24 protein-coding genes are annotated in these 25,861 nt (G+C 64.3%); 6 read left to right on the top strand and 18 right to left on the bottom strand.

The window, feature by feature from the left end; translation table 11 throughout:
* The first annotated feature begins 77 nt into the window (after nucleotides 1-77).
* Together ACOYYX_RS28825 and ACOYYX_RS28820 are read left to right on the top strand one after the other, a co-directional pair.
* The gene (locus ACOYYX_RS28825) at nucleotides 78-1,199 is read left to right on the top strand and encodes a Gfo/Idh/MocA family protein (protein WP_422926162.1); all 1,122 of its coding nucleotides are present in this window, start codon (nucleotides 78-80) and stop codon (nucleotides 1,197-1,199) included.
* 742 nt (nucleotides 1,200-1,941) lie between these two features.
* Nucleotides 1,942-3,285 carry an acyltransferase family protein gene (locus ACOYYX_RS28820; protein ID WP_422926161.1) on the top strand — a complete coding sequence of 448 codons (1,344 nt, stop codon included), beginning with the start codon at nucleotides 1,942-1,944 and terminating at the stop codon, nucleotides 3,283-3,285.
* Between the two features lie 385 nt (nucleotides 3,286-3,670).
* Here the strand turns inward: ACOYYX_RS28820 and tnpA are convergent, their stop codons facing one another.
* The 15 genes from tnpA to ACOYYX_RS28745 all read right to left on the bottom strand — a co-directional run bounded on the left by tnpA (nucleotide 3,671) and on the right by ACOYYX_RS28745 (nucleotide 14,773).
* Entirely contained in the window at nucleotides 3,671-4,096 is a 426-nt protein-coding gene (tnpA, locus tag ACOYYX_RS28815; protein ID WP_422923331.1) for an IS200/IS605 family transposase, read from the bottom strand.
* A gap of 117 nt (nucleotides 4,097-4,213) precedes the next feature.
* Nucleotides 4,214-5,551 (bottom strand): hypothetical protein, encoded by a 1,338-nt coding sequence (locus tag ACOYYX_RS28810; protein ID WP_422926160.1) that lies wholly within the window; start codon nucleotides 5,549-5,551, stop codon nucleotides 4,214-4,216.
* Complete coding sequence (locus tag ACOYYX_RS28805) at nucleotides 5,544-6,635, bottom strand: lactate/malate dehydrogenase family protein (RefSeq protein WP_422926158.1); 1,092 nt, start codon at nucleotides 6,633-6,635, stop codon at nucleotides 5,544-5,546. Before ACOYYX_RS28805 ends, ACOYYX_RS28810 begins: the two co-directional genes overlap by 8 nt.
* Before the next feature lie 136 nt (nucleotides 6,636-6,771).
* On the bottom strand, nucleotides 6,772-7,662 hold the full coding sequence (locus ACOYYX_RS28800) for a class II aldolase/adducin family protein (RefSeq protein WP_422926156.1): 891 nt from the start codon (nucleotides 7,660-7,662) through the stop codon (nucleotides 6,772-6,774).
* A 39-nt stretch (nucleotides 7,663-7,701) separates the two neighbouring features.
* Nucleotides 7,702-7,980 carry a EutN/CcmL family microcompartment protein gene (locus ACOYYX_RS28795; RefSeq protein WP_422926154.1) on the bottom strand — a complete coding sequence of 93 codons (279 nt, stop codon included), beginning with the start codon at nucleotides 7,978-7,980 and terminating at the stop codon, nucleotides 7,702-7,704.
* Nucleotides 7,977-8,648: a hypothetical protein gene (locus ACOYYX_RS28790; RefSeq protein WP_422926152.1), complete on the bottom strand. Its 672-nt coding sequence runs from the start codon at nucleotides 8,646-8,648 to the stop codon at nucleotides 7,977-7,979. Before ACOYYX_RS28790 ends, ACOYYX_RS28795 begins: the two co-directional genes overlap by 4 nt.
* On the bottom strand, nucleotides 8,645-8,899 hold the full coding sequence (locus ACOYYX_RS28785) for a EutN/CcmL family microcompartment protein (protein WP_422926150.1): 255 nt from the start codon (nucleotides 8,897-8,899) through the stop codon (nucleotides 8,645-8,647). The genes ACOYYX_RS28790 and ACOYYX_RS28785 overlap by 4 nt, the downstream gene beginning before the upstream one ends.
* Nucleotides 8,900-9,011: 112 nt before the next feature.
* Nucleotides 9,012-10,439, bottom strand: a complete 1,428-nt coding sequence (locus ACOYYX_RS28780; protein WP_422926148.1) for an aldehyde dehydrogenase family protein — start codon at nucleotides 10,437-10,439, stop codon at nucleotides 9,012-9,014.
* Between the two features lie 71 nt (nucleotides 10,440-10,510).
* Entirely contained in the window at nucleotides 10,511-10,828 is a 318-nt protein-coding gene (locus ACOYYX_RS28775) for a EutN/CcmL family microcompartment protein (protein WP_422926146.1), read from the bottom strand.
* Between the two features lie 125 nt (nucleotides 10,829-10,953).
* On the bottom strand, nucleotides 10,954-12,150 hold the full coding sequence (locus tag ACOYYX_RS28770) for an acetate/propionate family kinase (protein WP_422926144.1): 1,197 nt from the start codon (nucleotides 12,148-12,150) through the stop codon (nucleotides 10,954-10,956).
* Complete coding sequence (locus ACOYYX_RS28765; RefSeq protein ID WP_422926142.1) at nucleotides 12,147-12,434, bottom strand: BMC domain-containing protein; 288 nt, start codon at nucleotides 12,432-12,434, stop codon at nucleotides 12,147-12,149. Before ACOYYX_RS28765 ends, ACOYYX_RS28770 begins: the two co-directional genes overlap by 4 nt.
* A gap of 82 nt (nucleotides 12,435-12,516) precedes the next feature.
* Nucleotides 12,517-12,837 carry a BMC domain-containing protein gene (locus tag ACOYYX_RS28760; protein WP_422926140.1) on the bottom strand — a complete coding sequence of 107 codons (321 nt, stop codon included), beginning with the start codon at nucleotides 12,835-12,837 and terminating at the stop codon, nucleotides 12,517-12,519.
* Nucleotides 12,838-12,841: 4 nt separating this feature from the next.
* Nucleotides 12,842-13,177, bottom strand: coding sequence for a BMC domain-containing protein (locus ACOYYX_RS28755; protein WP_422926138.1), 336 nt, complete (start codon nucleotides 13,175-13,177; stop codon nucleotides 12,842-12,844).
* 73 nt (nucleotides 13,178-13,250) lie between these two features.
* Nucleotides 13,251-13,949, bottom strand: a complete 699-nt coding sequence (gene pduL, locus ACOYYX_RS28750) for a phosphate propanoyltransferase (protein ID WP_422926136.1) — start codon at nucleotides 13,947-13,949, stop codon at nucleotides 13,251-13,253.
* A complete protein-coding gene (locus ACOYYX_RS28745; protein ID WP_422926134.1) occupies nucleotides 13,946-14,773 on the bottom strand; it encodes a DeoR/GlpR family DNA-binding transcription regulator in 828 nt (275 codons plus the stop codon). Before ACOYYX_RS28745 ends, pduL begins: the two co-directional genes overlap by 4 nt.
* Nucleotides 14,774-14,972: 199 nt before the next feature.
* Between ACOYYX_RS28745 and mutM the strand changes: the two genes are divergently transcribed.
* The 3 genes from mutM to ftsH all read left to right on the top strand — a co-directional run bounded on the left by mutM (nucleotide 14,973) and on the right by ftsH (nucleotide 19,964).
* The gene (gene mutM / locus ACOYYX_RS28740; protein ID WP_422926132.1) at nucleotides 14,973-15,845 is read left to right on the top strand and encodes a DNA-formamidopyrimidine glycosylase; all 873 of its coding nucleotides are present in this window, start codon (nucleotides 14,973-14,975) and stop codon (nucleotides 15,843-15,845) included.
* Nucleotides 15,846-16,059: 214 nt separating this feature from the next.
* Nucleotides 16,060-17,937 carry an ATP-binding protein gene (locus tag ACOYYX_RS28735; protein WP_422926130.1) on the top strand — a complete coding sequence of 626 codons (1,878 nt, stop codon included), beginning with the start codon at nucleotides 16,060-16,062 and terminating at the stop codon, nucleotides 17,935-17,937.
* A 131-nt stretch (nucleotides 17,938-18,068) separates the two neighbouring features.
* Entirely contained in the window at nucleotides 18,069-19,964 is a 1,896-nt protein-coding gene (ftsH, locus tag ACOYYX_RS28730) for an ATP-dependent zinc metalloprotease FtsH (protein ID WP_422926128.1), read from the top strand.
* A 96-nt stretch (nucleotides 19,965-20,060) separates the two neighbouring features.
* Here the strand turns inward: ftsH and ACOYYX_RS28725 are convergent, their stop codons facing one another.
* From ACOYYX_RS28725 to ACOYYX_RS28715, 3 genes are all read right to left on the bottom strand, one after another.
* Nucleotides 20,061-21,836 carry an ABC transporter permease subunit gene (locus ACOYYX_RS28725; RefSeq protein WP_422926126.1) on the bottom strand — a complete coding sequence of 592 codons (1,776 nt, stop codon included), beginning with the start codon at nucleotides 21,834-21,836 and terminating at the stop codon, nucleotides 20,061-20,063.
* A complete protein-coding gene (locus ACOYYX_RS28720) occupies nucleotides 21,830-22,642 on the bottom strand; it encodes a hypothetical protein (RefSeq protein WP_422926124.1) in 813 nt (270 codons plus the stop codon). The genes ACOYYX_RS28725 and ACOYYX_RS28720 overlap by 7 nt, the downstream gene beginning before the upstream one ends.
* Nucleotides 22,643-22,885: 243 nt before the next feature.
* Nucleotides 22,886-23,716, bottom strand: coding sequence for a hypothetical protein (locus tag ACOYYX_RS28715; RefSeq protein ID WP_422926123.1), 831 nt, complete (start codon nucleotides 23,714-23,716; stop codon nucleotides 22,886-22,888).
* Nucleotides 23,717-24,293: 577 nt separating this feature from the next.
* Here ACOYYX_RS28715 and ACOYYX_RS28710 point away from each other — a divergent pair.
* The gene (locus ACOYYX_RS28710) at nucleotides 24,294-25,283 is read left to right on the top strand and encodes an ROK family protein (RefSeq protein ID WP_422926121.1); all 990 of its coding nucleotides are present in this window, start codon (nucleotides 24,294-24,296) and stop codon (nucleotides 25,281-25,283) included.
* Nucleotides 25,284-25,861 lie beyond the last annotated feature (578 nt).

Raw genomic sequence — 25,861 nt, 5'->3', positions numbered from 1 at the left:
GTGGAACGCTCGGGGCGCCGCCCCGGGGCTCGGCCCGTCGTCGGCCCTCGGTCCATGCAGCGGAGTGAGCTATTTCGATGTCGAATCCAGCCAAGTCGGGCAAGGTCAGGATCGGAATCGTGGGAGCGGGCGCGGTCAGCGACTACCATCACGTCCCCGGGATCCGCATCGACCCTCGTGCGGAATTGGTCGCGGCTTGCGACGCCGACCCGCAACTCCTCGAGAAGCGCAAGGCCGACTGGGGGATCTCCAAGGTCACGACCGACCCCGAGATCCTCTGCGCCGACCCCGAGGTCGACGCGGTGATCATCGCCACGCCGAACTTCAGCCACAAGCCCATCTCGCTCGCGGCCTCCACGGCGGGCAAGCACATCATGTGCGAGAAGCCCCTGGGTCTGAACAAGGGTGAGGTCGAGGCGATGTACGTCTCGGCCAGGGACGCCGGGGTCGTCCACATGACCGCCTTCACCTATCGCTTCGCCCCGTCGATGCGGTACCTCAAGAACCTCCTCAAGACCGGAGCCCTGGGCACTCCGCGACACTTCCGTTCGCAGCGGTTCCTCGACTGGCCCGAGACGAGTTGGGGCTGGCGGCAGTACAAGGACAAGGCCGGCGCCGGCGACCTCTACGACATGACGATCCATCGGATCGACTTCGCCCTCGACCTCATGGGTCCGCTCTCGCACATCTGCGGCGCCGTGGCCCGCTTCGCGCCGCGAACAACCACGCCGGACGGCAAGGCCTGTCCTCCTTCCGATGTCGACGATTGGTCTTCGATCATCGGGGAATTCGCCAGCGGAGCCACGGGCGTCTGGGAAGGGACGACCCTCGCGAAGGGATACGGTCGCAACGGCTTCGGACACGAATGGGCGGAGATCAACGGGTCGGAGGGCTCGGCCGTCTATCGGCTCCATGAGCCGAATACGATCCTCGTCGGCAAGACGGGGCAGGACCTCGCCCCCATCCCCGTGCCCGACGAGTTCCTCAAGCCCGAAGGCAGCCCCCGAGACCCTAACGATGGCGTCCCCGCGACGGTCTTCCGCTACGACCTCGTCTGGGAGTTCGTCTCGGCAATCCTCGAGAAGCGGCAGGCCGAACCGAGCTACCTGCACGGCCTGAACGCCCAGATCGTGGCCGATGCCGTGCTCGAGTCCTACGACAAGAAGACCTGGATCGAACCCAAGCTCGTTTCCAAGTGATGGGGGGCTCGGCGCGATCGCCCCGCCGGAAGCGCCGAGCCTCTGTGGCCCGATGTTCGGGGAGGATATTCGTCCAAACGACGAAATCTCATACTGGTGGCGAGGTCATCGCTGATTGACCTCGCCGCCAAGGCCTTCGCACTTTTCCTGCCGATCGCGATGCGACACCATCGATGCAAGCATAGGACCCTCGATTGGCTGTAAGTAGGAAATCTCCCTTCATTTGCATAACTCAAATGAATTTCGCTTCCATCAAAGACCTACTGAATCTCGATCTTTTGGGATGGCAAACCTCGGCACACATGACTCATTTCACGTTAAGATTTGCAAATCCGGGGCACGCCTCGTAAAAATCCGCTCAATCCTCACTCTCGCCACGCCGATACGGGTGGTATAAGCCGTCAAGGCCGCGACCCACCCACCCATCGAAGCCACCCGATCGACGATGTGTCCTGCTCCCGCGAAAGCGTGGAGCAAGGACGACACTTGCCACGAAGCCGGTCACCCGAGAGGCGTCGTCGCCTCGCGAGTCGAATCCTCCGATAGATAACCCGGAAAACGCGATGTTTCGGTCGTCGAAGCGCCTCGACGTAGCGATCTCCATCAAGCTCGTTCATGGCCCATTCCGATGATGAAGATCACTGTGCACATTCACGCGCACGGTGAAGGATTTCCATCGCCAAGGAGGGGTTTCACCATGTTCGTCCCGAGACGGACTCGCTCCAGATAGTCGAGGAAACCCATGAGTTCGGCGACGAATCGGGAATCGGTGCCGCGGCTCCTGCGTCGATTGCACGCCGACCCCGTCAACGTGCCGTCTCGCGCGACGCGTCCAAGACACCACGCGCTCGACGCCTTGCGGGGGACCGCCATGTTCATGGTGGTCACGCTCCACGCGGCGCTCGGTTACATCCGGATCAACATCCCCGAGTTGATCTGGGCATCGAAGGAGAGCCCCGAGCAGGTCCTCTTCGACCCGTTCTGCTGGTGGGTGATGGGGGTCTCGTCGCCCCTCTTCTTCACTATCGCCGGATTCTTCGCCGCCGACCTCTTTGAATCGCGAGGCCCCGCCGGCTTCCTCAAGAACCGCTGGCAACGCATCCTCGCCCCGTTCCTGGTCAGTTCCGCGACGATTTTGCCACTCTGCCTGGCGGTCTGGGAATACGGCTGGCTCGAGTCGGGACACTGCACCTGGCGGGAGATCCGCCGCATGAAATTCCACGCCAAGGGTCTCCAGCCCAACCTCTACGGGCCGGCCCACCTCTGGTTCCTGGAATACCTGATGGTGATGCTCGCAGTCTTTTTCGCTTACAAGATGATCGAGCGCAAAATCAAGGCGTCGAACACGCCCCCAGAAGGGGAGTCTGACCGCAGCTGGCTCTTATCTCCGCTGCGGCCTTTACTCGTGGCCGTCCCCACGGCTTTGATTGTCTGGATGAGCCGGGAGGCGAGCGGTATCGACGCATTCCTCAACCGACACAACTCATTCCTGGTCGACCCGATGCGGCTCGCTCTCTACGGGGTCTTCTTCACCGTTGGGGCCGTCTTGCAACGGCATAGCCGCAATCTGGATCGTTTGATCCCTCACTCGATGACCTACCTGACCCTCTCGATCCCCGTCTTCATCGGGAGGGCGGTGATCATGCGGGAAGGTTGGCTCCGGCCCCTGAGTGGCGTGGAAAGCTTCGCCTCATCCGGACTCGCCGCCCTCTATTCCTGGCTGGTCATCTTCGGGCTCTTCGGCACCTATCTGCGGCTCATCAATCGCTCGAACGGCCGGATTCGCTACCTCGCCGACAGCTCGTACTGGATCTACCTTTGGCACTTCCCCGTGGTCGGGCTGATTCAGGTCGATCTGCTCGGCGCTCCGCTACACCCGGTCGTCAAGTTCGCCACCGTGCTTCTCCTGACGTTCAGCCTCGGGTTTTCGAGCTATCAGGTGATGGTGCGATATACCTGGGTCGGGCGCTGGCTCCACGGTGCTCGCAAGCGCCCCGAGGTCGGCGAGCCCAGTTTCATCCCCCTGCCGCGGTTCCGCCTTCGCGCACGAAAGACCTCATCGTCCACGTCACTCACGAGGAGTTGAGCTACTCGCGAGATTTGATGAAACATGAAAACCGCCCCTGCGTGAAACTTCACGCAGGGGCGTTTTTTCGTTGTGCCGGGCCAACGGTTCCATGCTTTGGAACAAAGAATCCGCGGGCCGACGAGGGAATAGAAAAGGCCTTCGAGTCCCGGGCTTGAATCGCCCAGAAGTCGAAGGCCTTAGCACGTGGCTCGCTCGAGGTTGACCGCGAATGAGGCTCCTCGGCCGGAGGCCGAGGTATCAGGAAGGCCCCCCGAGGGGGCCCGATACGTGAGGAAGCCCCCGTTGGGGGCGATGACTTGAGTCGCTCCGTCGGAGCCCGGTACATGCGGTAGCCCCCGCGGGGGACCGTAAGGCCAGGAAGGCCCCCTCGGGGCCTACGGGGTTACTCCAGGTTCAACTCGCCCTGCCGACGATCCAGCTCATCCTGCTCGCGGATGTACTGCCGCACCCGGGCCTCATCAAGGCCCACCGTGCTCACGCAATAACCCGTCGCCCAGAAATGCAGGCCCGTCATCCGGCGCTCCTTCAACAGCTCACGATGGATCCGGACGGCGCTCTTGCCCTTCAGGAACCCGATCGTGTTCGCCACGCTATACTTGGGCGGTATGCTCAAGCACAGGTGGATGTGGTCGGGCATCGCGTGCCCTTCCAACAGATCGATCCCGCGTTGACGGCACAATTCCCGAAGGATCGGGCCGATCTGATGCCGAAGCCTTCCGTAGAAGACTTTGCGGCGGTACTTCGGTATGATCACGACGTGGTACTTGCATTCCCACCGGACATGGGAAAGGCTCTGCCATTCGTGCATAGGCTCCTCCTTCCTGCCCCTCGGGGCCTTCCTGGAAGGAGGAGCCTATTTCATTGCACGTCGGATCGCTCGAAGCTCTTCGGGTCGCACGGCCAGAGGCCGTGGATTTATGACGTATTAATTGCGGCCGAGTCCGAGACGCTCGCGGTGATAAGCGAGACGCTGACCGACATCCATCTTGCTGAAGTCGGGGCGGCCGTCGCCGAATGAGGGGAAGCCGTTCTTGCCCTCGGGCTTGCTCCTGGCGGGAGCGGCCGAGACGACTTCGACCTTGGCGGGCTTGTCGTTGCAGCCGCAGGCGTGGCCGTTGGTGGAGGCCGCGGGCTTGGCTTCCTTCTTCTCGCCGTGGCACTGGCACGAAGCAGCCGTGACGGCCGGGGCAGGGGCGTCGGCCTTGGGCTTCGGCGGGACCGTGACGGAGGTCGAGCTGCCGCCGTAGCTCATCGACGCCGCCTGGGTCTGGAGGTCGACTTCGAGCGGGCGATGAGGGCGGATGCCGAGCTTGCCCAGCACCGAGTGATACGCCTTCACCGCCTCAACCGGGCTGATCTGCCCGTCGACGATGAGCCGTAGGAACTGGACGAACGCCAACTGGTTCTCGGCGCTGTTGATCTTGCGGCCGAAGAGGGCCACCTTCGCGCCATACTTCTGGGCGTCGGCCAGGAGTTGGAAGGCGTCGAAGGTCGTGCCCGACGAGCCGCCGAGGATGCCGATGACGAGGTGCGGGTCATACTTGAAGAGCTCTTCCATGGCCTTCGGGCCGTGGTAGACCATCTTCAGGAAGACCGGGCGACCGGCAGGTGCGACGCCCGCCAGCATCCGGGCGATCATATCATTGATGAAGCCGGGGAGGACGTCCGGCGGCAGGGCGTTCGGCATGTTGGGGTCGAACACCTCGAGGAAGTATCGGAACCCCTTGCGCTCGGCCTCGGCGCGGAACTCGTGGAACCGCTCGAGGGTGGCGATGTCGTGCGCCATGTCGTTGTTGAACGTCACGCTGTAGAGGCCGAGGTTGGCCCCGATCGAGCGTTCGCCCGGCTCGCAATCCAGGTGGCCGCACTGGATGTGGTCGAGGTTCGCCGTGCGGAAGGGCTGCGAGGGCTCCTTCGCATAGATCGAACCGCGAGCGATATGAACATCGGTGGTGTCGTTGGCGCGAACCGCCGGGGTCACGTGCGAGTTCTCGAAGAGCTTCTCGCGGATCGTGAGGGCGTAGTTCGTGCTGGCCGACATCAGCATGATGTCGACCAACCCTTGCCGCGTGATCATCCGCATCTGGTCGCGGTATTCTTCGAGCGTACGGACCCGCAACTCGCCCGAGTGGGCCTCGGGGGATTGCCCGGGGGCCCCGATGCCGAACGCCATGTCGGCGTCCTTGGCGTCGGCGAGGATGAACTCGCGGCAGTTCGGGTTCGCGTGAATCGCGGCCAGCTTGCGGTCGAGCGACTTATCCACGGTATCCCCCGTTCGACTGGCCGGAGATTGTGACGCGAGAGGAACCGCCGGTGACATTGCCGCCGCTGCTCATCGTCACCCGCACGGGGCTGCTGTTGCGATTGGGCGTGGAGGCGGGAGCCGAGGGCTTCGGGGCTGAACCGGCCGCGCCCGGGTTCTTCTTCAAGACGAGGTCGATCGTCTCGCGAAGGACCTGGGACGAGTGCTGGAGCGCCGAAACTTCCTTCGGCCAGAGTTCGATCTCGAGCTGGGCCTCGACGCCGGAGCGGCCGACGACCGTCGGCACCGAGGTGCAGACGTCACGCATGCCGTACTGGCCGTTGACGAGCGACGAGACCGGCAGGATCCGCTTCGAGTCGAGGGCGACGGCGTGGACGACCTCGCGGATCGACATGCCGACGGCGAAGCCGGCCCCGCCCTTCAGCTTGATGACCTCGGCACCGCTGCCCTTGGTCCGCTTGAAGAGGGCTTCGGCCAGGCCCGAGTTCCAGCCCGGGAACTTCTCGAGCGGAAGGCCCGCGGCCTGGGCCGCCGACCAGATGGGGACCATGCTGTCGCCGTGCTCGCCCAGGATCGTGGCGGTCACCTGCGTCGCGGGCAGCGAGAGGGCCTCGGCGATCAGGCTGCGGAACCGAGCCGTGTCGAGCTGGGTTCCCAGCCCGATGACCTGCTTCGAGGGGAGGCCGAGCTGGGTGGTCGCGAGGTAGGTGAGGACGTCGACCGGGTTGGAGACGACCAGGATGATCGCATCCTTCTTCAGACCCGCGGCCTTGACCTGGCCGAGGATGCTGAGGAAGAGCTCGACGTTGCGGTTGATCAGGTCGAGGCGGCTCTCGTCCGGCTTGCGACGGAGGCCGGCAGTCACCATGACCAGGTCGCTTTCCGGGATCGCCTCGTACCCGGTCGCCCGGATCCGCTGGTCGGCGACGAGCGACGCCCCATGCAGGATGTCGAGGGCCTGCCCTTTGCAGAGGTCCGCGTTCAGGTCGATGAGGTCGATCTGGCTGACCACACCGCCGCACTGCAAGGCGAAAGCTGCGCACGAGCCCACCAGGCCGCCGCCGCCGATGATGCTGACCTTCATAGGTCGCTCCTCTTCGTTGAGGACCCGCTCATCGAGCGATGGGTCCCGCTGTTTCCGCACGAGTGGTAGTATTTGGATTTCAAGATGGCGGCGACGAGCAAGGCTCAGTCGCCGCGTGATTCTGGCGGCGGCCGTCTCAGCCCTTCGGGGCGCCGTTCATGACCTGCATCACCTGGTCGGTGATCAGCTTCACGAGCGAGTCCACGTCACCGGCCCCCTTGGAGGCGGGAGCGGGGGCGGGGGCCTGGTTCTGGAACTTGGCCGGGATGAAGGCCCTCGGTTCCGGCTTGAACTCGGTGTAACCTTCGCGGAAGAGGTTGTTGCCGCAGAGGTCGCAGTTCTCGAGCCCCTTCTCGAGGCGGACGTCGCGGATGCCCAGGTTCGGCTTGATCTTGATGAGCTCGGCGGCCTTCTCGTCGGAGTAGTAATTCACCTGGCCGAGCTGCTTGGTGAGGATCAAGATCCGGCAGTAGGCGTCGATGATTTCCGTCTTGAAGTAGGCATCCATCAGGTCGCTGCCGGCCGTGATCGTGCCGTGATTGGCGAGCAGGATGACGTCGGTATCCTTGACGTAGGGGATGACCGTGTCGGCGAAGGCCTGAGTGCCGGGGGTTTCGTAGGGGCTGATGGCCACTTCGCCGAGGAAGACCTCGAACTCGGGCATCGTGCACTTCGGGATCGGCTCATGGGCGACGGCGAAGGCCGTGGCATGAGGCGGGTGGCAGTGGACGCAGGCCTTGACGTCGGGGCGGGTCTGCATGACCGCGAGGTGCAGCAGGATCTCGCTCGAGCGCTTACGCTTGCCCGAGACCTGCTTGCCGTCCATGTCGACGATGCAGAGGTCGTCTGGCTTCATGTAGCCCTTCGAGACCCGCGTCGGCGTGCAGAGGACGCGATCCTCGCTGAGGCGATAGCTGATGTTTCCGTCATTGGCGGCGGCGAAGCCCTTGGCATAGACGCGCCGGCCGATCTCGCACATCTCTTCGCGAAGCTTCCACTCACTCATCATCGAACCGTTGCCGACCATGCTCGCATCTCCGATCCTGCTAGGGCCACTCCGGTCCGTTTACAGGTAAAGTTGGTCCAGGAGGCAGGCGCAGTACGCATCCACCGGTGTCTTGACTTTCCCGAACGGATTGGCGGCCTCGCGGCCCTCGCTCAGTCCGACCAGGGAGCCGGGTCCGACCCCGAGCTCATCGTAGGCGATCACTTCCTCGCCCCGGCGAGGAGAGTCGTCCAGCAGGGCCTCGAGCGGCATCGGCAAGGCGATGACCAGTCGGGCTCCGCGGAGGTTGGGATGGACCCGAGACAGGGTCACGCGGCCGATGATCTCCGCGATTCTCATGGCTCGTCCCCCAGGAATAAGTCGTCGGGAGCCTCGGGGGCCCCTGGCCGACGGAAGGTCAGGCTCATCTGCTTCAGGAGAGGAATCGACTTTCCCGCGGGCTCGACCGCAAGCAAGTTGACCCCGAGGCTTCGAGTCGCCTTGGCGACCCCCTCGACGTCGACCGCCGAGGCCGCCCGGACCGACGGGAACCGGCAACCCCTCCAGACGATGACGGGGGCATCATTCGTCAGGACCAGGGCACCTCGACCCGGCGACTCGCCGAGCCACTGGGCCAGTTCCCGCGGTTCTGGTTTCAGCTCGAACCAGGGGAATGTGTCCTCGAGCAGCAACCGGCGGAAGGCCGTCACCACGCCCGACTGGACGTCGCTGGCGAAACCCCACTCGCCTCGGTTCCGGATCGTTTCGACCTCGCCTCGCGAGACCCATCGAAGTTCGATGGCGTGTCGCTTGAGGAAGTCTCGGGCCAGGGGTGTGACCACCGTCCCGGGGGCGACGCGGACTTCGCGAAGCTCCCGAGGCAGCAACTCCGCCTGGCGGAGCGAGAGCAGGCGTTCGGCGAAGATGTCGATCGGCCGAGGCTTGTGGACCTGCCTGGCCGAGCCGTTGAGGCCCAGCAGGACGGACCGCACCGCGGCCTGGACGTCATCGATGGTCGGTTGGCTCATCGGTCGGGCAGCCCCATCACGCTCCAGCGACCCGGGGTGTTACGCCCGAGCTGTTCCTGGAGCATCTGACCATCGTTCGTCACCAGCACGCGATCGCCTCGCCCCGCACCCAGTCGGTCGAAGACCAGGACCGGCTCACCGTCGGCCTTGCCGTCGACCCCTTCCAACTGGACCACGAGTAACCGCTCCCCCTGGAAGCTGGGATGCTTCACCGTCGCCGTCGTCGTGCCGATCACCAGGCCGATCTGCATGTCGAAAACCTCGAGCGGTTAACCACCAGGAAGTCGCGAACGCAGGGATGAAAGTCAAAAATTCCAGTCGGGACGCTGCAATACGTTCGCGACTTCGAGGCGGCCAGTACGCTTAGACGAAACGCATGGCCCCGACCACGGTCGAGCGACGCTGCCGACAGAAGGTCAGGGGGGTCGTCACGCCTTCCCCGGTGGGGCCGGCGATCGAGAAGGACAGGACACCCTCGCCGCCGAGGCCCAGGCCGGCGGGGCTGGGTCCGTTGATGACGAAGAGCGTGCAGTCCATGAGCTTGCCCATCTTGGACATGACCGACGTATCGCGCGAGTGCAGGATGGCCGTGTGGCCGTAGCCGTGCTCGGTTTCCTTCGCCAGGGCGATGGCCCGGTCGACATTCGGCACGCGGACGAACGGGATGAACGGCATCATCTGCTCGTGCAGGACGAACGGATGATCGGCACCGGTCTCGCCGTAGACGATCTGCGTGTCCTTGGGCACGTCCACGTTGGCATATCGGGCGAGCACGGCCGCGTCTTGACCGACCAGATTCTTGTCGACGTGGAGCTCGCCGTCGCTGCCCGCCTTGAACGCGGCCTTCGTCAGGGCCTCGATCTGGTTAGAGTTGAGGCGATAGCCGCCGTGGCGGGAGACCGCTTCCATCAGCTTGTCGAAGATCTCGGCGACGGCGAAGACCTGCTTCTCGCCGATGCAAAGCAGATTGTTGTCGAAGGCGGCACCGTCGACGATCGACTTGGCGGCGTTCTCGAGGCAGGCCGTCGCGTCGACGACCACGGGCGGGTTGCCGGGGCCGGCGACGACCGCACGACGCTTGCTCGCGAGGGCGGCCCTCGCCACGGCGGGACCACCGGTCACGACCAGGACGCGGACGCCCTTGTGGTCGAACAGGGCCGCGGCCGATTCCAGGGTCGGGGGATCGATGATCGTCAACAGGTCGTCGAGGCCGGTCGCGGCCTTGATCGCCTTGTTGAAGCGGCGGACGCCCTCGACGGCGATCTTCGCACCCGACGGGTGGGCGTTGAAGACAACCGTGTTGCCCGACGCGAGCATGTTGATCGCGTTGCCGGCGAGCGTCGGCAGGCTGTGCGTCACCGGGGTGATCGCGCCGATGACGCCAAAGGGTGAGTAGTCGGTGAGGGTGAGTCCATTATCGCCCGAGAAATTGTCGGTGCGGAGGTACTCGACGCCGGGGACCCTGGGGATCGCGTCGCGGAGCTTCGCGATCTTGTGGTCGAGGCGGCCGATCTTGGTCTCTTCGAGCTCCAAACGGCCGAGTTCCTCGGCCTGCTCGACGCAGATCTTGCGGATGCAATCCACGGCCGCCTTGCGGTCGGCCAGGGGTCGGGTCCGGAAGAGTTGGAACGACGCGTTGGCCGCGTTCACCGCGGAGTCGGCGGTCGGGTAGACGCCGAGGGTTCCGGAGGGCTTGGTGGCCGGCGTGCCATTGGTCGGGGCAGGGCCGTTCCCCATCTGGGAGAGGACCTGCTGGACCACGTTGCGGATCAGATCTTCGGTCATTTGCATTTCAAGCACTCGTGTTAGGCGTGCGCGTCGGTCCGGTCCCTAACGAAGGGGATGGCACACTCGCCCCACCCTCAAGACGACTCGCGGCTGGAGAAGATGACCTGGCCTCCGACGTCGACCGTGTCGACGAGGCCGATGACGACCGCGTCGATGGGGAGTTTCTCGGTCTCGGGCGTCAGGCGGGCGCTCGACCCTTGGCAGACGAGGACCATCTCGTCGATCCCGGCCCCCAGGGTGTCGACCACCACGAACGTCCGGCCGGTCGGTACCAGGCGGTCCTTGCTCTTCTCGTCGACCCGATAGGGTTCGACGATCAATAGCTTGTGGCCGGTCATCGACGCCACTTTCTGGGTGGCCACCATGCTTCCGGTCACTCGGGCGACGAACATCGACAGCTCCGGGTCGGCCACTCGGCCGTGCCAAGGGATTTCGGCTCTCGTCAAAAGGCGCCCGAGGCGACGCTTCGTTCCAGGCCCTCGGGCGTCACGACCCTAACGGTTGCTTAATCGTTCAATCACGACTTCGAGGAGAGGATGTCGCGTGCCTGGCGGGCGACGACGATCTCTTCGTTCGTGGGCACGGTCCAGACCTGGACCTTCGAGCCGGCCGTCGAGACCTTGCGCTCGGCCTCACCGCCGGCATTCGCCGTCGGATCCAGCTCGATGCCGAACCAGCCCAGGTCGCGGCAGACCCCGGAGCGGATCCGCACCGAGTTCTCGCCGATCCCGCCCGTGAAGGCGATCACGTCCGCCCCGCCGAGCTCGACGAGGTAGGCGCCCAGGTAGTGTCGGACCGAGTTGATGAAGACGTCGAGGGCGAGCGTCGCGCGCTCGTTGCCGGCCTCGGCCGCCGCTTCGATGTCGCGGAGGTCGCGCCCGGCGCCGCTGAGACCTTCGAGGCCCGACTGGTTGGCCAGGATGTCGAGGACCTCATCCAGGTTCTTGCCGGTCTCTCGCAGGATCACCGGGAGGGCGAAGACGTCGAAGTCGCCGACGCGGTTGTTATGGGAGAGGCCCGACTGGGGGCTCATCCCCATGGTCGTGGCGACCGACTTCCCCGCGCGGATCGCGCACATCGACGAGCTGCCGCCGAGGTGGCACGAGATGATCTTGAGGTCATCCCGCCCGAGGATCTCGGCCACTCGGCCCGAGATGAAGCGATGGCTCGCCCCGTGGAACCCCCAACGCCTGACGCCGAAGGTGGTCGCCCACTCGTCGGGGATCGCGTAGCGCTGGTTGGCCTCGGGGATGGTGCGGTGGAACCCGGTCTCGAACGCGGCCACAAGCGGGAGCTTGGGGAAGCGTTCGGCGAGCATCCGCATCGCCTTGGTGTAAGGCGGGTTGTGGGCGGGGGCGACGTCGGCGAAGGCCTCCATCGCTTCCAGCACCTTCTCATCGACGACGTGGACGCCCGTCACATTCCGGGCGTGGACCGCCTTGAATCCGATCGCCGCGACGTCGGAAGCACTCTCGAGGACGCCGTTGGTCGGGTCCTCGAGTTGGTCGAGGCAAATCTGGACCGCTTCGCCGTGGTCGGCGATCGGGCGAACGCTTTCGAGGTCGCCCCGGTCGGACTTGATCACGACCTTGGCGTTGTCGGATCCGATCCGCTCGATGGCGCCTCGCGCCAGGAGCTTCTCGGATCCGCCGCCGAGATCATAGAGGCGGTACTTGAAGCTCGTGCTCCCGAGGTTTGCGACGAGGATCTTCAACGTGCCGACCCTCCGCCGAAAGCCTCGAGGACGCGGGCCCCCGGGCGGGGGATGACGTGGGCCGCCTTGAGCTCGCCGGCGCGGCTGGCCGCTTCGGCGCCGGCCTCGACGGCCGCGCGGACGCTGCTCACGTCGCCCCGGATCAAGACGCTGACGACGCCCCCGTCGAGCTTGATGATCGAGCTGGCCAGCTCGACGCTCGCCGCCTTCAGCATGGCGTCGACGGCGTTGATCAGGCAGACCAGCCCTTGGGTTTCGATCAGGCCGAGAGCATTCCCATTCATGTGGATACGACGCCTTTGGAAGAGGGCGTGTGCAGCATGCCGGCCGGGCCGGGGTGCCGCTTGCGGTCACGCCCCGGTGGGATTAGCCGATGTAGGTTCGCAGCACGGCCTCGTCGGGCCGGGGGATGACGTGGGCGCTGACAAGCTCGCCAACGCGGCTGGCGGCCTCGGCGCCGGCCTCGACGGCCGCGCGGACGCTGCCGACGTCGCCGCGGACCAGGGTCGTGATGAACGCGGCGCCGATCCCGACGCGACCGACCAGGGTCACGTTCGCGGCCTTCAGCATCGCGTCGGTGGCCTCGATCACGCCGACGAGGCCCTTGGTCTCGACCAGGCCGAGCGCGTCGCCGTTGAAGCCGCTACCGCCGATCCCGCGAGAGTTGCTTTTCTGGACCGTAGCCATGGGATCAAGCTCCGCCGTTCTTGGGTGTGGAGGAGGTGATGGGGGCAGGGGCCGCCTTGGCGAAGGTGAGGATGCCGCTCAGCTCTTCATGCGGGCGGGGGATCACCTGCACGCTGACGACCTCGCCGATCCTGCTCGCGGCGGCGGCGCCCGCGTCGACGGCGGCCTTGACGGCCGCGACATCACCGGCCACGAAGGCCGTCACCAGCCCGCTGCCGATCTTGTCCCAGCCGACCAACTCGACGTTGGCGGCCTTCAGCATGGCGTCGCTGGCTTCGACCAGTGCGACGAACCCCTTGGTTTCGATCATGCCCAGCGCTTCGAGCGTTCCCGAGGCCATGTCGGCCCTCCTTCTATCAGGTCAAGTCGTTCAAGCGTGACGATGCGTTGCAGAGCTGCGGTGGTCTGAAAGATTACTGGCGGACGAGAGTGACCTTGGTCGCACGGGCCAGGTCGCAGCAGTTCGCCTCATCCGTGTCGATGTGCACCTCGAGCTTCCAGTCGGGGTGGACCCGCACGAGGAGCCCCTCGAGCGTGGTCGGACAGCTACCCTCGACTCGCATGTCCATGCGATCGAGATGTTTGACTCCGTAGAACTCAGCGTCCTTCGGCCCCATGTGGACGTGACGCTCGGCCCGGATGACCCCCTTGGGCATCACCAGGCTCCCCTTGGGGCCGATGAGCAGACAGCCGGGGCTCCCCTCGATGTCGCCCGAGAGCCGCACGGGGATGTCGATCCCGAGGCTGATGGCGTCGGTGAACGAGAGCTCCACCTGGCTGAACGAGCGGCAAGGCCCCAGGATTCGGACGCCGGGGATCATCCGCTGGCGAGGCCCGACGACCGCCACGGTCTCGTTCGCGGCGAAGTCGGTGGCCTGGTAGAGCGACTTCATCGGCGTGAGCTGATAGCCCTGGCCGAAGAGCACGTCCACGTCCGCCTGCGTCAGGTGGCAGTGCCTCGCCGAGATATTCGCGACGAGGTTCGGCCGGTAGCCCTCGGCCTTGCCGTTGTCGGCCTTGCCGTTCGCGGGCGATCCGTTGCCGAACTGCTGTTGGAGGATCGAGCGGACCATCTGCTCGATCTGGTCTCGCGATGCAACGAGGCTGCTCATGCTTCTGTCCTCAGCCCATCGATTCGGGCTGCCCCATTGGTCCGCCCGTCAGTCATCTCGGCCGCAGTTTCAGCCATGTGTATCGTGACGCCGTTCGCGTTCAGGAGGGCCTGATACTCGGGATCGAGCCCCGGGTCGACGACGATGTGTTGGATCTCTTCCAGGCCGCAGAGCCTCGACAACGCCAGCCGGCCGAACTTGGTGTGATCGGCGACGATCATCACCTCCTGGCCGCACGACATCATCTGACGCTCGGTCTCGACCAGGAGCAGGTTGGCGTTGTAGATCCCCTCGGCCACGATCCCCCCCGCGCCCAGGATCGCCCTCCGCACCCGGATCCCCTGCATCGTGGCGATCGCCAGGGGGCCCAGGGCCACCCCCGTCCTGGGATAGACGTATCCACCAATCAAGATCAGGTCGATTGTGCTGCTGGAGGCGAGGAGTTGGGCGATCGGGAGGCTATTCGTCACCACCTGGAGGGGCCTGCCGATCAGGGCCCTGGCGACTTCCAGGGTCGTCGTGCCGCCGTCGAGGAGGACCGCATCGCCATCCTCGATCAGTTCGGCGGCCGCCCGGCCGATCGCCTGCTTCTCGGCCGCGAGCGTCGCCGCACGATCCTCAAGGGGGACGATCGACTTCACCTCGCCCAGGTAGACCGCGCCACCGTGGGTCCGTTTGACCGACCCCGCCAGATCGAGCGATTCGAGGTCACGTCGCACCGTGCTCTCGGAGACGCCCAACGCCTTGACCAGGCCGTCAAGGGTCGCAAACCCATGACGGGCCAGAAGGTCCAATAAAATCCGACGGCGGGTTTCAGCAAGCATTGGAGCCTGTTGTGACGAGATTCGCTCACGACCTCTACCCAATACTTTTCAGTATCCACCAAATTCTGTCAAGAAGCTGGAAGAAAATTGTCAAGAATCTGGCAGACGCTGAGACCAATCGTTCCTGGTGGGTTTCAAGAGTTGGGGATCGTCGGTCGTTCGGGCTACAATGGGCATTGCAAGTTTCAGGGAGGCGAAAATGCCCGAGTTGCCGGAAGTCGAGACGATGGTGAGAGGGTTGCGACCCGCCCTCGAGGGGATGCTGATTCGAGACATCCAGGTACTCGACCCCTTCTTATTGGAAGGCTGCACGACCGCCGACATTGAGCGGCAAGGTCGGGGTGCCAAGGTCGCCCGCGTCGACCGTCGTGGTAAGTGGGTGGTGATCCACCTCGATCGAGGCCGAGGTTTGATCGTCATTCAACCTCGGATGACTGGAGGCTTTTGGCTCGTAACTCCGGAACGCCAGGACCACGTGCGCCTGACGTTCCTGATCGATGGACCGCGGGATACGATCTGGTTTTGCGACACCCGTCGCCTGGGCAAGATCGCCTGGTATCCAGACGAAAAGGCGGCCAGCGTCGCCTTCGGCAAGTCGCACGGGCCCGACGCCCTCGAGATCACGCAGGAAGACTTGTTTGCGCGACTGTCGAAGACGACCCGGGCGATCAAACCCACACTCATGGATCAGAAGGTCCTCGCCGGGATCGGCAACATCTACGCGGACGAGGTCCTCTTCCGCTCCCGGATCCACCCCACGAGGCCGGCGACGACCATCACGGCCGAGGAGGTCGCACGACTCCACGCCGCGATCGGCTCGATCCTCAGAGAGGCGATCCTGGCCGAGGGCTCGAGCTTCGACGCCGGCTATCGCACCGTCCTCGGACTGGAGGGGGGGTTCCTGGCGACCAACGCGATGTACGGGCGCGGCGGCCAGCCCTGTCCCGAGTGCGGCAAAGCGGTCGAGAAGACCAGGATCGCGGGGCTCGTCGGCCGCCCGACTCACTTCTGCGCCAATTGCCAGCCGCTGACGCCTCCCAAACCCTCACGAAAGAAGTCGCAGAAAGCCTGATCCGCATATGCGTCGGCACACGCCCATACACGTTGCCGCAAGATAGAGAAGGTAGCTAAAATCGCCGGAAGATATGGCTTCCGACGGAAGGTCGATCTGGTTCGGACTTCGATCTTTCGTTATGGTGGCGAGCCACATCAGGGTGTTGACGGCGTCCAAGGTTCTTGAGTAAGCCCGTCCGCGCCTTCGCGGCGTCGAAGGGGGAGCTGACCCCGTGTCGTACCGCAGTTTCAAACACCTGCTTGGCGAAACGAGCCTCGAGCGCAAGTGCCGCTTCATTTTCGGGGGCGGCATCCTCCTGCTCGTGACGTTCAGCTTCTACTGGTACGGGCAGAAGACCGAGAGCCTCGTCATCGGCCAGACGATCCAGACGGCGCGGATGCTGGTGAAGCCGACCCTGATCAACGTCCACTACAAGGTTGTCGGCAACGAAGGATTGTCACAGGTCATGACGATCTGGGACGACCTCAAGCCGCTCGACGACCTACCCCGATACGACAAGCGTATCCTTAGCCCTTATTCATCCAAGAAGCCGAAGAACCCGCCCCCGGACGACTTCGAAGCCGCGACCTTGGAACGTTTCGTGCGGTCGGCCTCCGTCGAGACATCCTTCCGGAAGGCCGGGCAGCCACGCAAGCCGTACACCTTCTTCGATGGAACCAGCATGTGGGCCTCGCGCATCATGCCGGGCAAGAAGGAATACCAATACGTGCAGGCGGTCCTGTTCGAGCCGAACTGCCTGATGGAATGCCACAGCACCAACGGCGTCACCAGCCTCGACAATCACATCGCCAGGCAGGGCGACGACGGCAAGTGGATCTTCACCAAGGCCGGCGACATCGCCGGCGCCGTCTCGATCCGCCTGCCCATGGAGCCGACCAACCGCGCGATCCACAATAACCGGGCCATCCTCATCACCGCCGCGCTCGTGACGGCGATCCTGGCGATGGTGGCCTCTTATGTGATCGTGCGTTATATCATCGTCAAGCCGATCAAGCACCTCCGCGACGTCTCCGACGCCATCGCGGCTGGCAAGCTCAACATCCGCAGCCAGATCCAGACGGGCGACGAGTTCGAAGAGCTCTCGCATGCGTTCAATCGCATGCTCCACAACCTCGTGGCCATGCAGCAAGAGCTCCGCGACGTGAACTCCGACCTCGACCACAAGGTCGACGAGCTCGCGCAGGCGAACATGGCACTCTTCGAGATGAACCGGCTCAAGAGTGACTTCCTCGCCACCATGAGCCACGAGTTGCGGACCCCCTTGAACTCGATCATCGGGTTCTCGGAGGTCCTCTCAGGCAGCGACCAGCTCAACGAGCGGCAGAGGCGCTACGCCAACAACATCCAGTCGTCCGGCAAGATGCTCCTGGGGATGATCAACGACATCCTCGACCTCGCCAAGATCGAGAGCGGCAAGATGGAGGTCCGCACCGAGGACTTCTCCATCAGGGACGTCTGCGAGGCCCTCATCAGCCTGGCGAGGCCGATCGCCGAGAGCAAGAACATCGACCTGGAATGCCGCCTCGACGAGGCCATACCACTCCTCAGGCAAGACTCAGGCAAGCTCCGCCAGATCCTCTACAACCTGATCTCCAACGCCATCAAGTTCACCCCCGAGGGGGGCAAGGTCTCGGTCCGCGTGCGGCCCGACGGCAAGTTCGTGGTCGTCGACGTTGCCGACACCGGCATCGGCATCGCCGAGGAAGACCGCGAGAAGATCTTCGAGAAGTTCCGCCAGGCCGGAGGCCCCGGGCAGCAGGAGAACGTGCTCACCCGCGAGCACCAGGGGACGGGCCTCGGGCTCTCGATCGTCCGCGAGCTGGCACGCCTGCTCGGCGGCGAGGTCAAGCTCGAGAGCACGCCGGGGCAGGGGAGCACCTTCACGATCCGGATCCCGATGCAGCTCCCAGGGAACCGCAAGTTCGAGGTCAACCTCACCGACGAGCGCATCGACCTCTCGAAGGCCAGGCGCGTGGACCCGCGATCGTCCTGGCCGCACGTCTCCCTCACGGCACCCGACTCGGTCCTGGCCAACGGGCCCGCCCCGGGCGTTGCCGAAACTCAGCGCGGACTGGGAAGAAGTTATTGACGGGTTCCCATGCGAATCCTAAACTTTTGTAGCCCCTCTTATCGACCGCTTCGGTGAAATCCGCACTTTGGACGAAGTGGTCCCGGACCTGTACCGCAACGATCGCGGCTCACCACACGGACGAATCAGGAATGCACAGTAAGACACCGCGTCCCGCGTTCTCCCGCCACTTCACGTATCGAAATCTCGCCTGGTTTTCACTCGTCATCGTAACGCTCGCAGCCCCCTTCGTCGTCTACTGGACGACGAGCATCGAATCTGCACATGAATTGCCCTATGGACGATTCAAGCAGAAGCTCGTCGCCGGTGAAATTAAGAGAGTCAAGGTCGGGCCCACCTGGATCGTCGGCGAGCGCACCACGCCCGACGCCAAGGGGGGGACCGTCACCGCCCGATTCCACACCTCGCGCGTCGGCCTCGAGTCGGACGCCGAACTCCCCGCGCTGCTCGCCAAGCACATCGCCGACGCCGACTATGAGGCCGAGCCCGGCCCGTCGTCCATCCAGACCGTCGTGCTCCCATCCTTGATGCTCACCGTGCTCATCGTCGCTCTATGGTTCCTGATGCGACGCGCCGGGGGTATGGGCTCGGCCATGGCGTTTGCCAAGAGCCGACCGCGGATCTACCAGAAGGATGAACGCAGGATCACGTTCGAGGATGTCGCCGGCAACGAGGAGGCGATCACCGAACTTCGCGAGGTCGTCGAGTTCCTGCGGACGCCCGAGAAATATCACGCCCTCGGCGGCCGGATCCCCAAGGGGGTCCTCCTCGCGGGCCCTCCGGGCACGGGCAAGACCCTCCTGGCCAAGGCCGTGGCCGGCGAGGCTGGCGTCCCCTTCTTCTCTCTTTCCGGCTCCGACTTCGTCGAGATGTTCGTCGGGGTTGGTGCCGCCCGCGTCCGCAGCCTCTTCCAGCAGGCCGAGGCCAAAGCCCCCTGCCTGATCTTCATCGACGAGCTCGACGCCCTCGGCAAGACGCGTGGCACAGGCTCGGGCAACCACGACGAGCGCGACCAGACGCTGAATCAACTCCTCGTGCAGATGGACGGCTTCGACGCCAACCGCGGGATCATCATGATCGCCGCCACAAATCGCCCCGAGATGCTCGACCCCGCGCTCGTGCGACCCGGCCGTTTCGACCGGCAGGTGGTCGTCGATCGGCCCGACATCACCGGCCGCGAGAGCATTCTCAAGGTCCACGTCCGCACCGTGGCCCTCGACGACGAGATCAACCTCCGCCACATCGCGGCGATGACCTCCGGCTTCGTCGGCGCCGACCTTGCGAACCTCGTCAACGAGGCCGCCCTCCTCGCCGCCCGCAAGGGGAAGACCTCCGTCGGCCCGGACGAGTTCCACGAAGGGGTCGAGCGCGTCATCGCCGGGCCCGAGAAGCGGAACCGCGTCCTGCTCCACGAGGAGCGTTTGCGGATCGCCTACCACGAGGCCGGGCACGCCCTGGTTTCACGGAGCCTCCCCCAGACCGACGCCGTCCACAAGGTGACGATCCTGGGACGCGGCAGCGCGGCGCTCGGCTACACCCTCTACCGCCCCGAGGACGACCGCTTCCTCCACACGCGGACCTGCCTCGACAGCATGATCGCGTCGCTACTCGGAGGCACGATGGCCGAGGAGATCGTCTATGGCGAAATCTCCGACGGTGCGACGAGCGACCTCCAGAGGGCGACCCAGATTGCCCGCAAGATGGTGACCGACTTCGGCATGAGCCCCAAGATCGGCCGCGTCAGCTACCAGTCCGGTTCGCAAGGCTCGGGCTACCTCGGTTCGGGCAATAGCGAGTACGGCTGCAGCCCCCACACCGCGCGCCAGATCGAGTCGGAAGTCCGCCGGATCCTCGTCCTCGCCGAGAAGGCCGCCCGCGCCATCCTCGTCGCACGACGCGGGGCCCTGGAGGAAATCACCGAGAGTCTCATGGCTCGCGAGTCGATTGACGCCAATGAGCTCCGCGAAATCCTGGACAAGTATCCCTTCGAGATCCGCCCCGTCGCGACGTTCCAGGACGTTAACTGACCCGTCCCGCAACGAGAAAAATCCAGGCCTCGGGTCATCATGATGACTCCGCGACCTGGATCGTTCCGGGCTCATCTACTCGCCGGATGACTCACTTCAATGGGCGTCGACGACTTCGTCGACACCCGAGTGTTTTTCCTTCGGCCCGACTTTGACGGGGATCCGCAGGGTGGGATCGCCGTTCAGCAAGCGTTCGGCCGTGACCGAGAGGCGGCCGCCGGCCCTCCGGCCCGCGAGGCGGTCGAAGAGAATCCGGGTGTAGCCGAGCAGTATGACAGTCGCGATCCCGAAGACGAGGTGGACGGAGAAGACCCAGCCGACTCCGAGCATCCATGAATAGCCGCCCATGATCTGAAAGACGGGCGCATCGCTCAAGAGGCTGGCCGAGAGTACCACGATCACGAGCGACAACCCGACAAGGAGGCCGGCGATCATCCTCCCGGCGACCTGGGCGAGGAGCCAAATACCCATCGTCACAGCCATGGCTTTCGTGGCGGTTGCGCTGGCGAGCGAGGATCGCAGCCCGGCAACGGCCATGAACGTCCCTCCCACGAGCATGCCCAGCACCCAGTCGAAGTACTGAAGTGCTCCGATTACCCCCAAAGCCCAGGCGACCGTCCAGTTCAGCAGGGCCGCCACGATCAGCCAGCGAAGGGCGTAGAGCGAGCCCCAGAGCTTCGCATTGATGATGTCCCGGCTCTCGAGCGGCGACGTCAGGATCGCGTCCCAGGTCCCTCGCTCCCGCTCCGAGGCGATGACGACCGCCGCACGCAGGCCGATGGCCCAGGCGACCAACCAGCCGACCACATATCCCGAGAATTCGATCGAGCGTTGAATGATGTCCCGGACCCACTCGAATGTGGACATGTCGCCATATCTGAAGATATATTCCCAGGCGATCATGGACGCGAGGCCGATGGTCCCCCCCATCAACAGGACGGTGAGTCCCATGATGAGCCAGCGGCCGACGCCGCCGAGCGCACCGCCTCGTTCGACGTACAACTCCTTCCAGATCATCGGGTGTTCGTCGTACGGCTCTGGCACGTGAGAACGTCGATAGCTGCGTCGGGGTTTCCTCGAACCGTCGAGTTCCTTGAGCGATGCCGGATACAGGCGCCACGACGCGACGGCCAAGCCCACAATCCCCATCCCGAACCAGGCAGCCATCGTGATCAGTGCGGGCTGATAGTCCTCCTGCCAGATGAGTTCCGCGAGGCCGTGATAAGGATTCAGGGCCGAGACAATCTCGCCCCCCTTAGGCAAGTTCCCCAGGGATACGATCGCAGGGGCGAGCAAGCACAGGGCCTCGATGAGATAGACGCTCAGCAGGGCATCACGGCCCCGCCGCGAGACCGCCGAGACGGCCGTGGCGATCCCCGCCGCCCCCAGGGTCACGGCGGCGATCATTCCCAGGAGTGCCCCGAGCTCTCGGGCATAGACGCCCGACCAGCCCGCGAAGAGGACCAGCGGCGGGAGGCCACCTAGCAGGATCATCGAGATCTGGGCGAGCTTGCCCGCGACCCGCCCCATGACGATCTCGTAAGGAGAAACACGCGTCGTGAGCAGAAGGCCGAGGGCACCTCGCTCTTTCTCCCCCGCCAGCGAGCCGGCCAGCACGGCGGGGGCGAGGATCAGCGAGGCCGAGATCAGGAACCCCTCGACGATGATGATCCCCGTGCGAAAAAGTTCGTACGGGGAGTACGTCGGGTTGGTGTATCGCGCCATCCACCAGAGCCAGAGCACCACGATCGTCGGCGCCATCACCGCCATCGCGGCGAGGGTGCGGACGAGGATCAACCAGCCTCGTGCCAGGGCCCGCTGGCACTCGGGGCCGACGAGCGGACCAAACAGCCAGGCGGCGATGGTTACCACCCCGGGCCTCCGGGCGTAGCTGGTGTGGCTTCGACGGTGGCGGCCTTCGCCCCCGGTCGCGAGAGCAGCCAGAGCAGCACAATCGGATAAATCGCACCGAAAACGATCATGCCCACCGCGGACGCGACCCCCATCACGCTATAGATGCGAACCAGGGTCTCATACATCTGCTCGGGGGGCGGTCCCTTGGCACCCTGCAGCTTCTGCTGCTGCTCCATCATCTCCACGACGGCCTTGGACATCTTCGTAGACATCACGGGCACGACCTCGATCGCCGAATAACCGTAAAGCAGGACAAGGCGGACGATCTTGGCGACGGCCACTCCGATCGCAAGTTTGATCCCCCACATCCTCCGCATCAGCAGGCCGACTCCCGAGGCGAGAAGCGCGAGATTGACGAGGCAGCCGGTGGTGAAGTCGGCCCAGATGAAGGCCTTGAACTTGGGCTCCTCGAAGCCCATGTGGTTCATCATGTCCATCCCGGGTATGCCGGGGGGCGGTTGCTGAGCCTCGATGGCCTCCCGCTCCGCCTCGACTGCCTTCTTCTCTTCCTCCGTATCCGCTTTATTCGCGCGCTCGGCGAGCGCATCGAGCGAGGCCTGCTTCTTCGCGGCCAGGTTTGCCTTCTGCTTCTGCTCCGCCTCCTTCATCACCTTGCCGAGGGCGGGCATCGCCAGCACGACATAGGCCGTGCTGCCGATCCCGCAAAAGAGCAGGCTCACCGCAAAGAGCACATTCAGCCCGCCAAGCGTCGAAAGCAGGCGAGGCCTTGGCACGACATACTGCATACCGGTTTCGGAGGCCATGAGGGACGTTTCTCCACTTAGACTCGGGCGTCTGGCATCGCAACATGTTCAGGGAGCATTCGTCGCGACCTCGCCATGATTTCGCAGGCCCTCGAGAAATGCGACTTCATTCCCGATCGGACGTCAGAAAAATAAGCTCCCGAGCCGTCCAAATCTTACACGTGTCATAGCCAATAACAAGCGGCGAGCGGAGGCGCGATCTCGCCAGTCACTCGCCAACTGGGGATGCCACCTCGGCTCGTATCAGTACGAGTCTTCGTTGGAGGAGTCGTCGACGAGCGCGGCCGAGGCTTCCTCGCAGGCGACCCGCGTGCTCGGGCGGGTGAGAAGGATGAGCGAGATGGTGGGATAGAGGATGGCGACGAATGTGAAGAAGATCGTCGAGATGGTGGAGAAAGCCAGGAGTTGGGCTTCAAAGCTACTGGCGGCAGGAACCCCCGGCGCAGGCGAGTTGCCTTCGGCCTGATAGCCCGAGGCGACGAGAACCTTCCCGAGGTCGGTGTTCATCACCGCCAGGCAAAACTTCGATAAGGGTGTGACCACCACGGCGAGGAAGAAGATCGCGAGGAAGATGAGCCGGACGATCTTCAACGACGCAACCCAGATCGCCATCCGACGCGCCCACTCGTGCAACTGGAAGACGCCGATCCCCGAAGCCAGCATCAACAGATTCAGGATCGCCCCGGTGAGGATGTCGGCCCAGAGGTACCACGTGAATCGTTCAAGCCCGCGGTTGACGACCTTCTGATCGAGCTGGTCGGCGATCTTCGCGTCCTTGTTCTCAAACTCAATCCGCTGCTGCCGGATCGCCTGCTTCGCCGACTCGTCCTTCAGCGCCGCTTCCTGGGCCTTCAGCCTCTCGATGAGCATCGACCGCTGTTGCTCGTACATGTACTGCCAGGATTCGGGCTCGTACGTCAACACCTCGAACTGGGCGAGCGTCGGCGCGACGGGTTGGAGCAACACCAATCCGCAGAAGAAGAGGGGGAGGCCGAAGAGAACGTTCAAGACCCCGATCGTCTTGGCGAGTTTCGGGCGAGGAGAGACCGGACGATCGACGGAGGCGGAATCCATGGAGTATCCTTGCGGGGCAGGTCCGGGTCGCATGAAGGACCCAGCGTCATTCCTCGGGTGTGCCGCCGACACATTGGACGAACCCATCGTCGGTTCCTCGACATCGGCGACGGCGATTCATCATACCCGATCGGAGTGCTCTTCAGGAGCGTCCAGAACCGGAGAACCGATCCCCCACCTTTGGTCAGTTCCGGCCAACGATACCGATCCACCCCTCAGCGATTCCATCAGCCAGATCGCCGACGACAAGCTTCAATGAACGAATTCAGGCGAGACTTAAGACGCAAGGCCCCCGACCGCTAATTCCGATGATCTCGACAGCGCGGGCCCAACCAACGGCCTCCAGACGTGACCTCTGATCCGAACCATCCCATTGGCGGGTTTGGCCGTATAACTTTCAACAGGCAAGCATTTGACCGAATCAAGCAGACCGATGGCGGCTGTGAAGGAATGGCGCGGAATTTCAGAATGCTTAGATTTCCCAACTTAGCAAGGATAGGTTAAGATCGCGCCGTGACCTCCGCGTGCGTCGATACGCGCGACATCGGGTCCGCTTTCTTCCAGGGAGCTAGAGCGTATGGCAGGGCTGGGGTCCGGCCCCCCCGTGGTTGGCATCGACCTGGGCGGCACCAAAGTACTGGCGGGGGTAGTGAGCGCCGAGAATCGCATCCTGGGCCGCGGCAAGCGGAACACTCCCGCGAAGGAGGGAGCCCAGGCGATCCTCGACACGATCGTCGGGTGCGTCCAGGATGCGCTCGCCGAAGCCAAGGTCTCCGCCACGGATATCGCCGCCGCGGGCGTGGGTTCGCCGGGTCCTCTCGATCCGGACTCCGGGGTCATCCTCTTCAGCTCGAACCTGAACGTCCAGAACTTCCCCCTCGGGCCCGACCTCGCCGGCAAGCTGAATCGGCCGGTGCTCGTGCAAAACGACGTGCGAGTCGGCGGCTACGGCGAATTCAAGCTCGGCGCGGGGGTCGGCTACGAGAACATCATCGCCGCCTTCGTCGGCACCGGGATCGGCGGCTGCCTGATCGACCGAGGCCAGGTGGTCACGGGTGCGACCGGCAACGCGGGCGAGATCGGCCACATCGTCCTCAAGGCGGGCGGCCCCAAATGCGGCTGCGGAGCCCGGGGCTGCATGGAAGCCCTCGCCAGCAAGACCGCCATCGCCCGTCGCATTGATAAGGCGATCCGCAAAGGGGTTCCCACGGTCCTCCGCGAGAAGCTCTCCAAGAAGTCGGGGCGACTCAAGAGCGGGGAACTCGCCGCGGCCGTCGCCATTGGCGACCCCGTCGCCCTGCGCGAGGTCCATCGCGCGGCGCACTTCCTGGGCCTCGGCCTGGGGAGCCTGATGAACGTCTTCGGCCCCGAGATCGTGATCATCGGCGGCGGCGTCACGGGGGCCCTCGGCGACTCGTTCGTCGACCTGGTCCGGACCTCGGCCCGTCGCCAGGCCATCATCGACCAGGAAGCCAAGATCAAGATCGTCCGCGCCGCCCTGGGCGACGACGCCGGGATCCTCGGGGCCGCATTGCTCGCCCGAGAACGCTTCCTGGGCAGCAACTGAGACAGCCCTCAACTCCGAGCGTCACTTGTGCCTGCTTCCAGGCATAAGTGATGGATAAGTAGGAATTCGGGGGCTCGTCGTCCGGCAACGCTGGTGGCTGTGGTAGGCCACCAGCGGCCCTCCCTCTCCTCACGCTTATTACATATCTCCCGCCCCCCCCTCCCGAACGCAAATCGCACAGGCGTTCCTCACTCGCGCCAATTGCGATCACGAACCCGAGCGAACCTCCCTACCGATTTCCATCTCCAAATCCTAAGAGCAATCCGCCGAGCGCTCATCGTCAGCGATTTGGTCGAACCTGCGTCCGCACCCATTGCTCGCAAATTGTCTTGAATCAAAGCGTTGGGTCGATACCCGTTTCACCGGGACGCCCCGAGCTTCCCATGCTCGCGAGGTCATATTCAACAAATTAGCAGCCATGCGACTTGAAGAGTTGCGTCGCTGGATTGCGTACGCCATTTAGCGATCAGGTGGCCGAAGTGTGACAGGTGAATGATTACAATAAGGTGAACCCGGAAACTCCTCAGAATCCTTAGTGATATGTAACTCGCATGAAACCCTTCCAAATTACAGTCCGC

The organism is Singulisphaera chitinilytica (genome assembly GCF_049331405.1).
Taxonomy (GTDB): Bacteria; Planctomycetota; Planctomycetia; order Isosphaerales; family Isosphaeraceae; genus PoT.
The sequence above is the reverse complement of the archived record's forward strand: the minus strand, read 5'-3'. Positions and strand labels throughout refer to the sequence as shown.

Excerpts from the sequence above, each read along its gene's own strand:
- ACOYYX_RS28795 (WP_422926154.1), bottom strand. The coding sequence starts at position 7,980 with ATGAGAATCGCGGAGATCATCGGCCGCGTGACCCTGTCTCGGGTCCAT.
- tnpA (WP_422923331.1), bottom strand. The coding sequence starts at position 4,096 with ATGCACGAATGGCAGAGCCTTTCCCATGTCCGGTGGGAATGCAAGTAC.
- ftsH (WP_422926128.1), top strand. The coding sequence starts at position 18,069 with ATGCACAGTAAGACACCGCGTCCCGCGTTCTCCCGCCACTTCACGTAT.
- ACOYYX_RS28715 (WP_422926123.1), bottom strand. The coding sequence starts at position 23,716 with ATGGATTCCGCCTCCGTCGATCGTCCGGTCTCTCCTCGCCCGAAACTC.
- ACOYYX_RS28805 (WP_422926158.1), bottom strand. The coding sequence starts at position 6,635 with ATGAAGGTCAGCATCATCGGCGGCGGCGGCCTGGTGGGCTCGTGCGCA.
- ACOYYX_RS28745 (WP_422926134.1), bottom strand. The coding sequence starts at position 14,773 with ATGCTTGCTGAAACCCGCCGTCGGATTTTATTGGACCTTCTGGCCCGT.
- ACOYYX_RS28800 (WP_422926156.1), bottom strand. The coding sequence starts at position 7,662 with ATGGTCGGCAACGGTTCGATGATGAGTGAGTGGAAGCTTCGCGAAGAG.
- ACOYYX_RS28775 (WP_422926146.1), bottom strand. The coding sequence starts at position 10,828 with ATGTTCGTCGCCCGAGTGACCGGAAGCATGGTGGCCACCCAGAAAGTG.
- ACOYYX_RS28820 (WP_422926161.1), top strand. The coding sequence starts at position 1,942 with ATGAGTTCGGCGACGAATCGGGAATCGGTGCCGCGGCTCCTGCGTCGA.
- ACOYYX_RS28720 (WP_422926124.1), bottom strand. The coding sequence starts at position 22,642 with ATGGCCTCCGAAACCGGTATGCAGTATGTCGTGCCAAGGCCTCGCCTG.
- ACOYYX_RS28765 (WP_422926142.1), bottom strand. The coding sequence starts at position 12,434 with ATGAATGGGAATGCTCTCGGCCTGATCGAAACCCAAGGGCTGGTCTGC.
- ACOYYX_RS28780 (WP_422926148.1), bottom strand. The coding sequence starts at position 10,439 with ATGCAAATGACCGAAGATCTGATCCGCAACGTGGTCCAGCAGGTCCTC.
- pduL (WP_422926136.1), bottom strand. The coding sequence starts at position 13,949 with ATGAGCAGCCTCGTTGCATCGCGAGACCAGATCGAGCAGATGGTCCGC.
- mutM (WP_422926132.1), top strand. The coding sequence starts at position 14,973 with ATGCCCGAGTTGCCGGAAGTCGAGACGATGGTGAGAGGGTTGCGACCC.
- ACOYYX_RS28710 (WP_422926121.1), top strand. The coding sequence starts at position 24,294 with ATGGCAGGGCTGGGGTCCGGCCCCCCCGTGGTTGGCATCGACCTGGGC.
- ACOYYX_RS28825 (WP_422926162.1), top strand. The coding sequence starts at position 78 with ATGTCGAATCCAGCCAAGTCGGGCAAGGTCAGGATCGGAATCGTGGGA.
- ACOYYX_RS28760 (WP_422926140.1), bottom strand. The coding sequence starts at position 12,837 with ATGGCTACGGTCCAGAAAAGCAACTCTCGCGGGATCGGCGGTAGCGGC.
- ACOYYX_RS28785 (WP_422926150.1), bottom strand. The coding sequence starts at position 8,899 with ATGCAGATCGGCCTGGTGATCGGCACGACGACGGCGACGGTGAAGCAT.
- ACOYYX_RS28755 (WP_422926138.1), bottom strand. The coding sequence starts at position 13,177 with ATGGCCTCGGGAACGCTCGAAGCGCTGGGCATGATCGAAACCAAGGGG.
- ACOYYX_RS28790 (WP_422926152.1), bottom strand. The coding sequence starts at position 8,648 with ATGAGCCAACCGACCATCGATGACGTCCAGGCCGCGGTGCGGTCCGTC.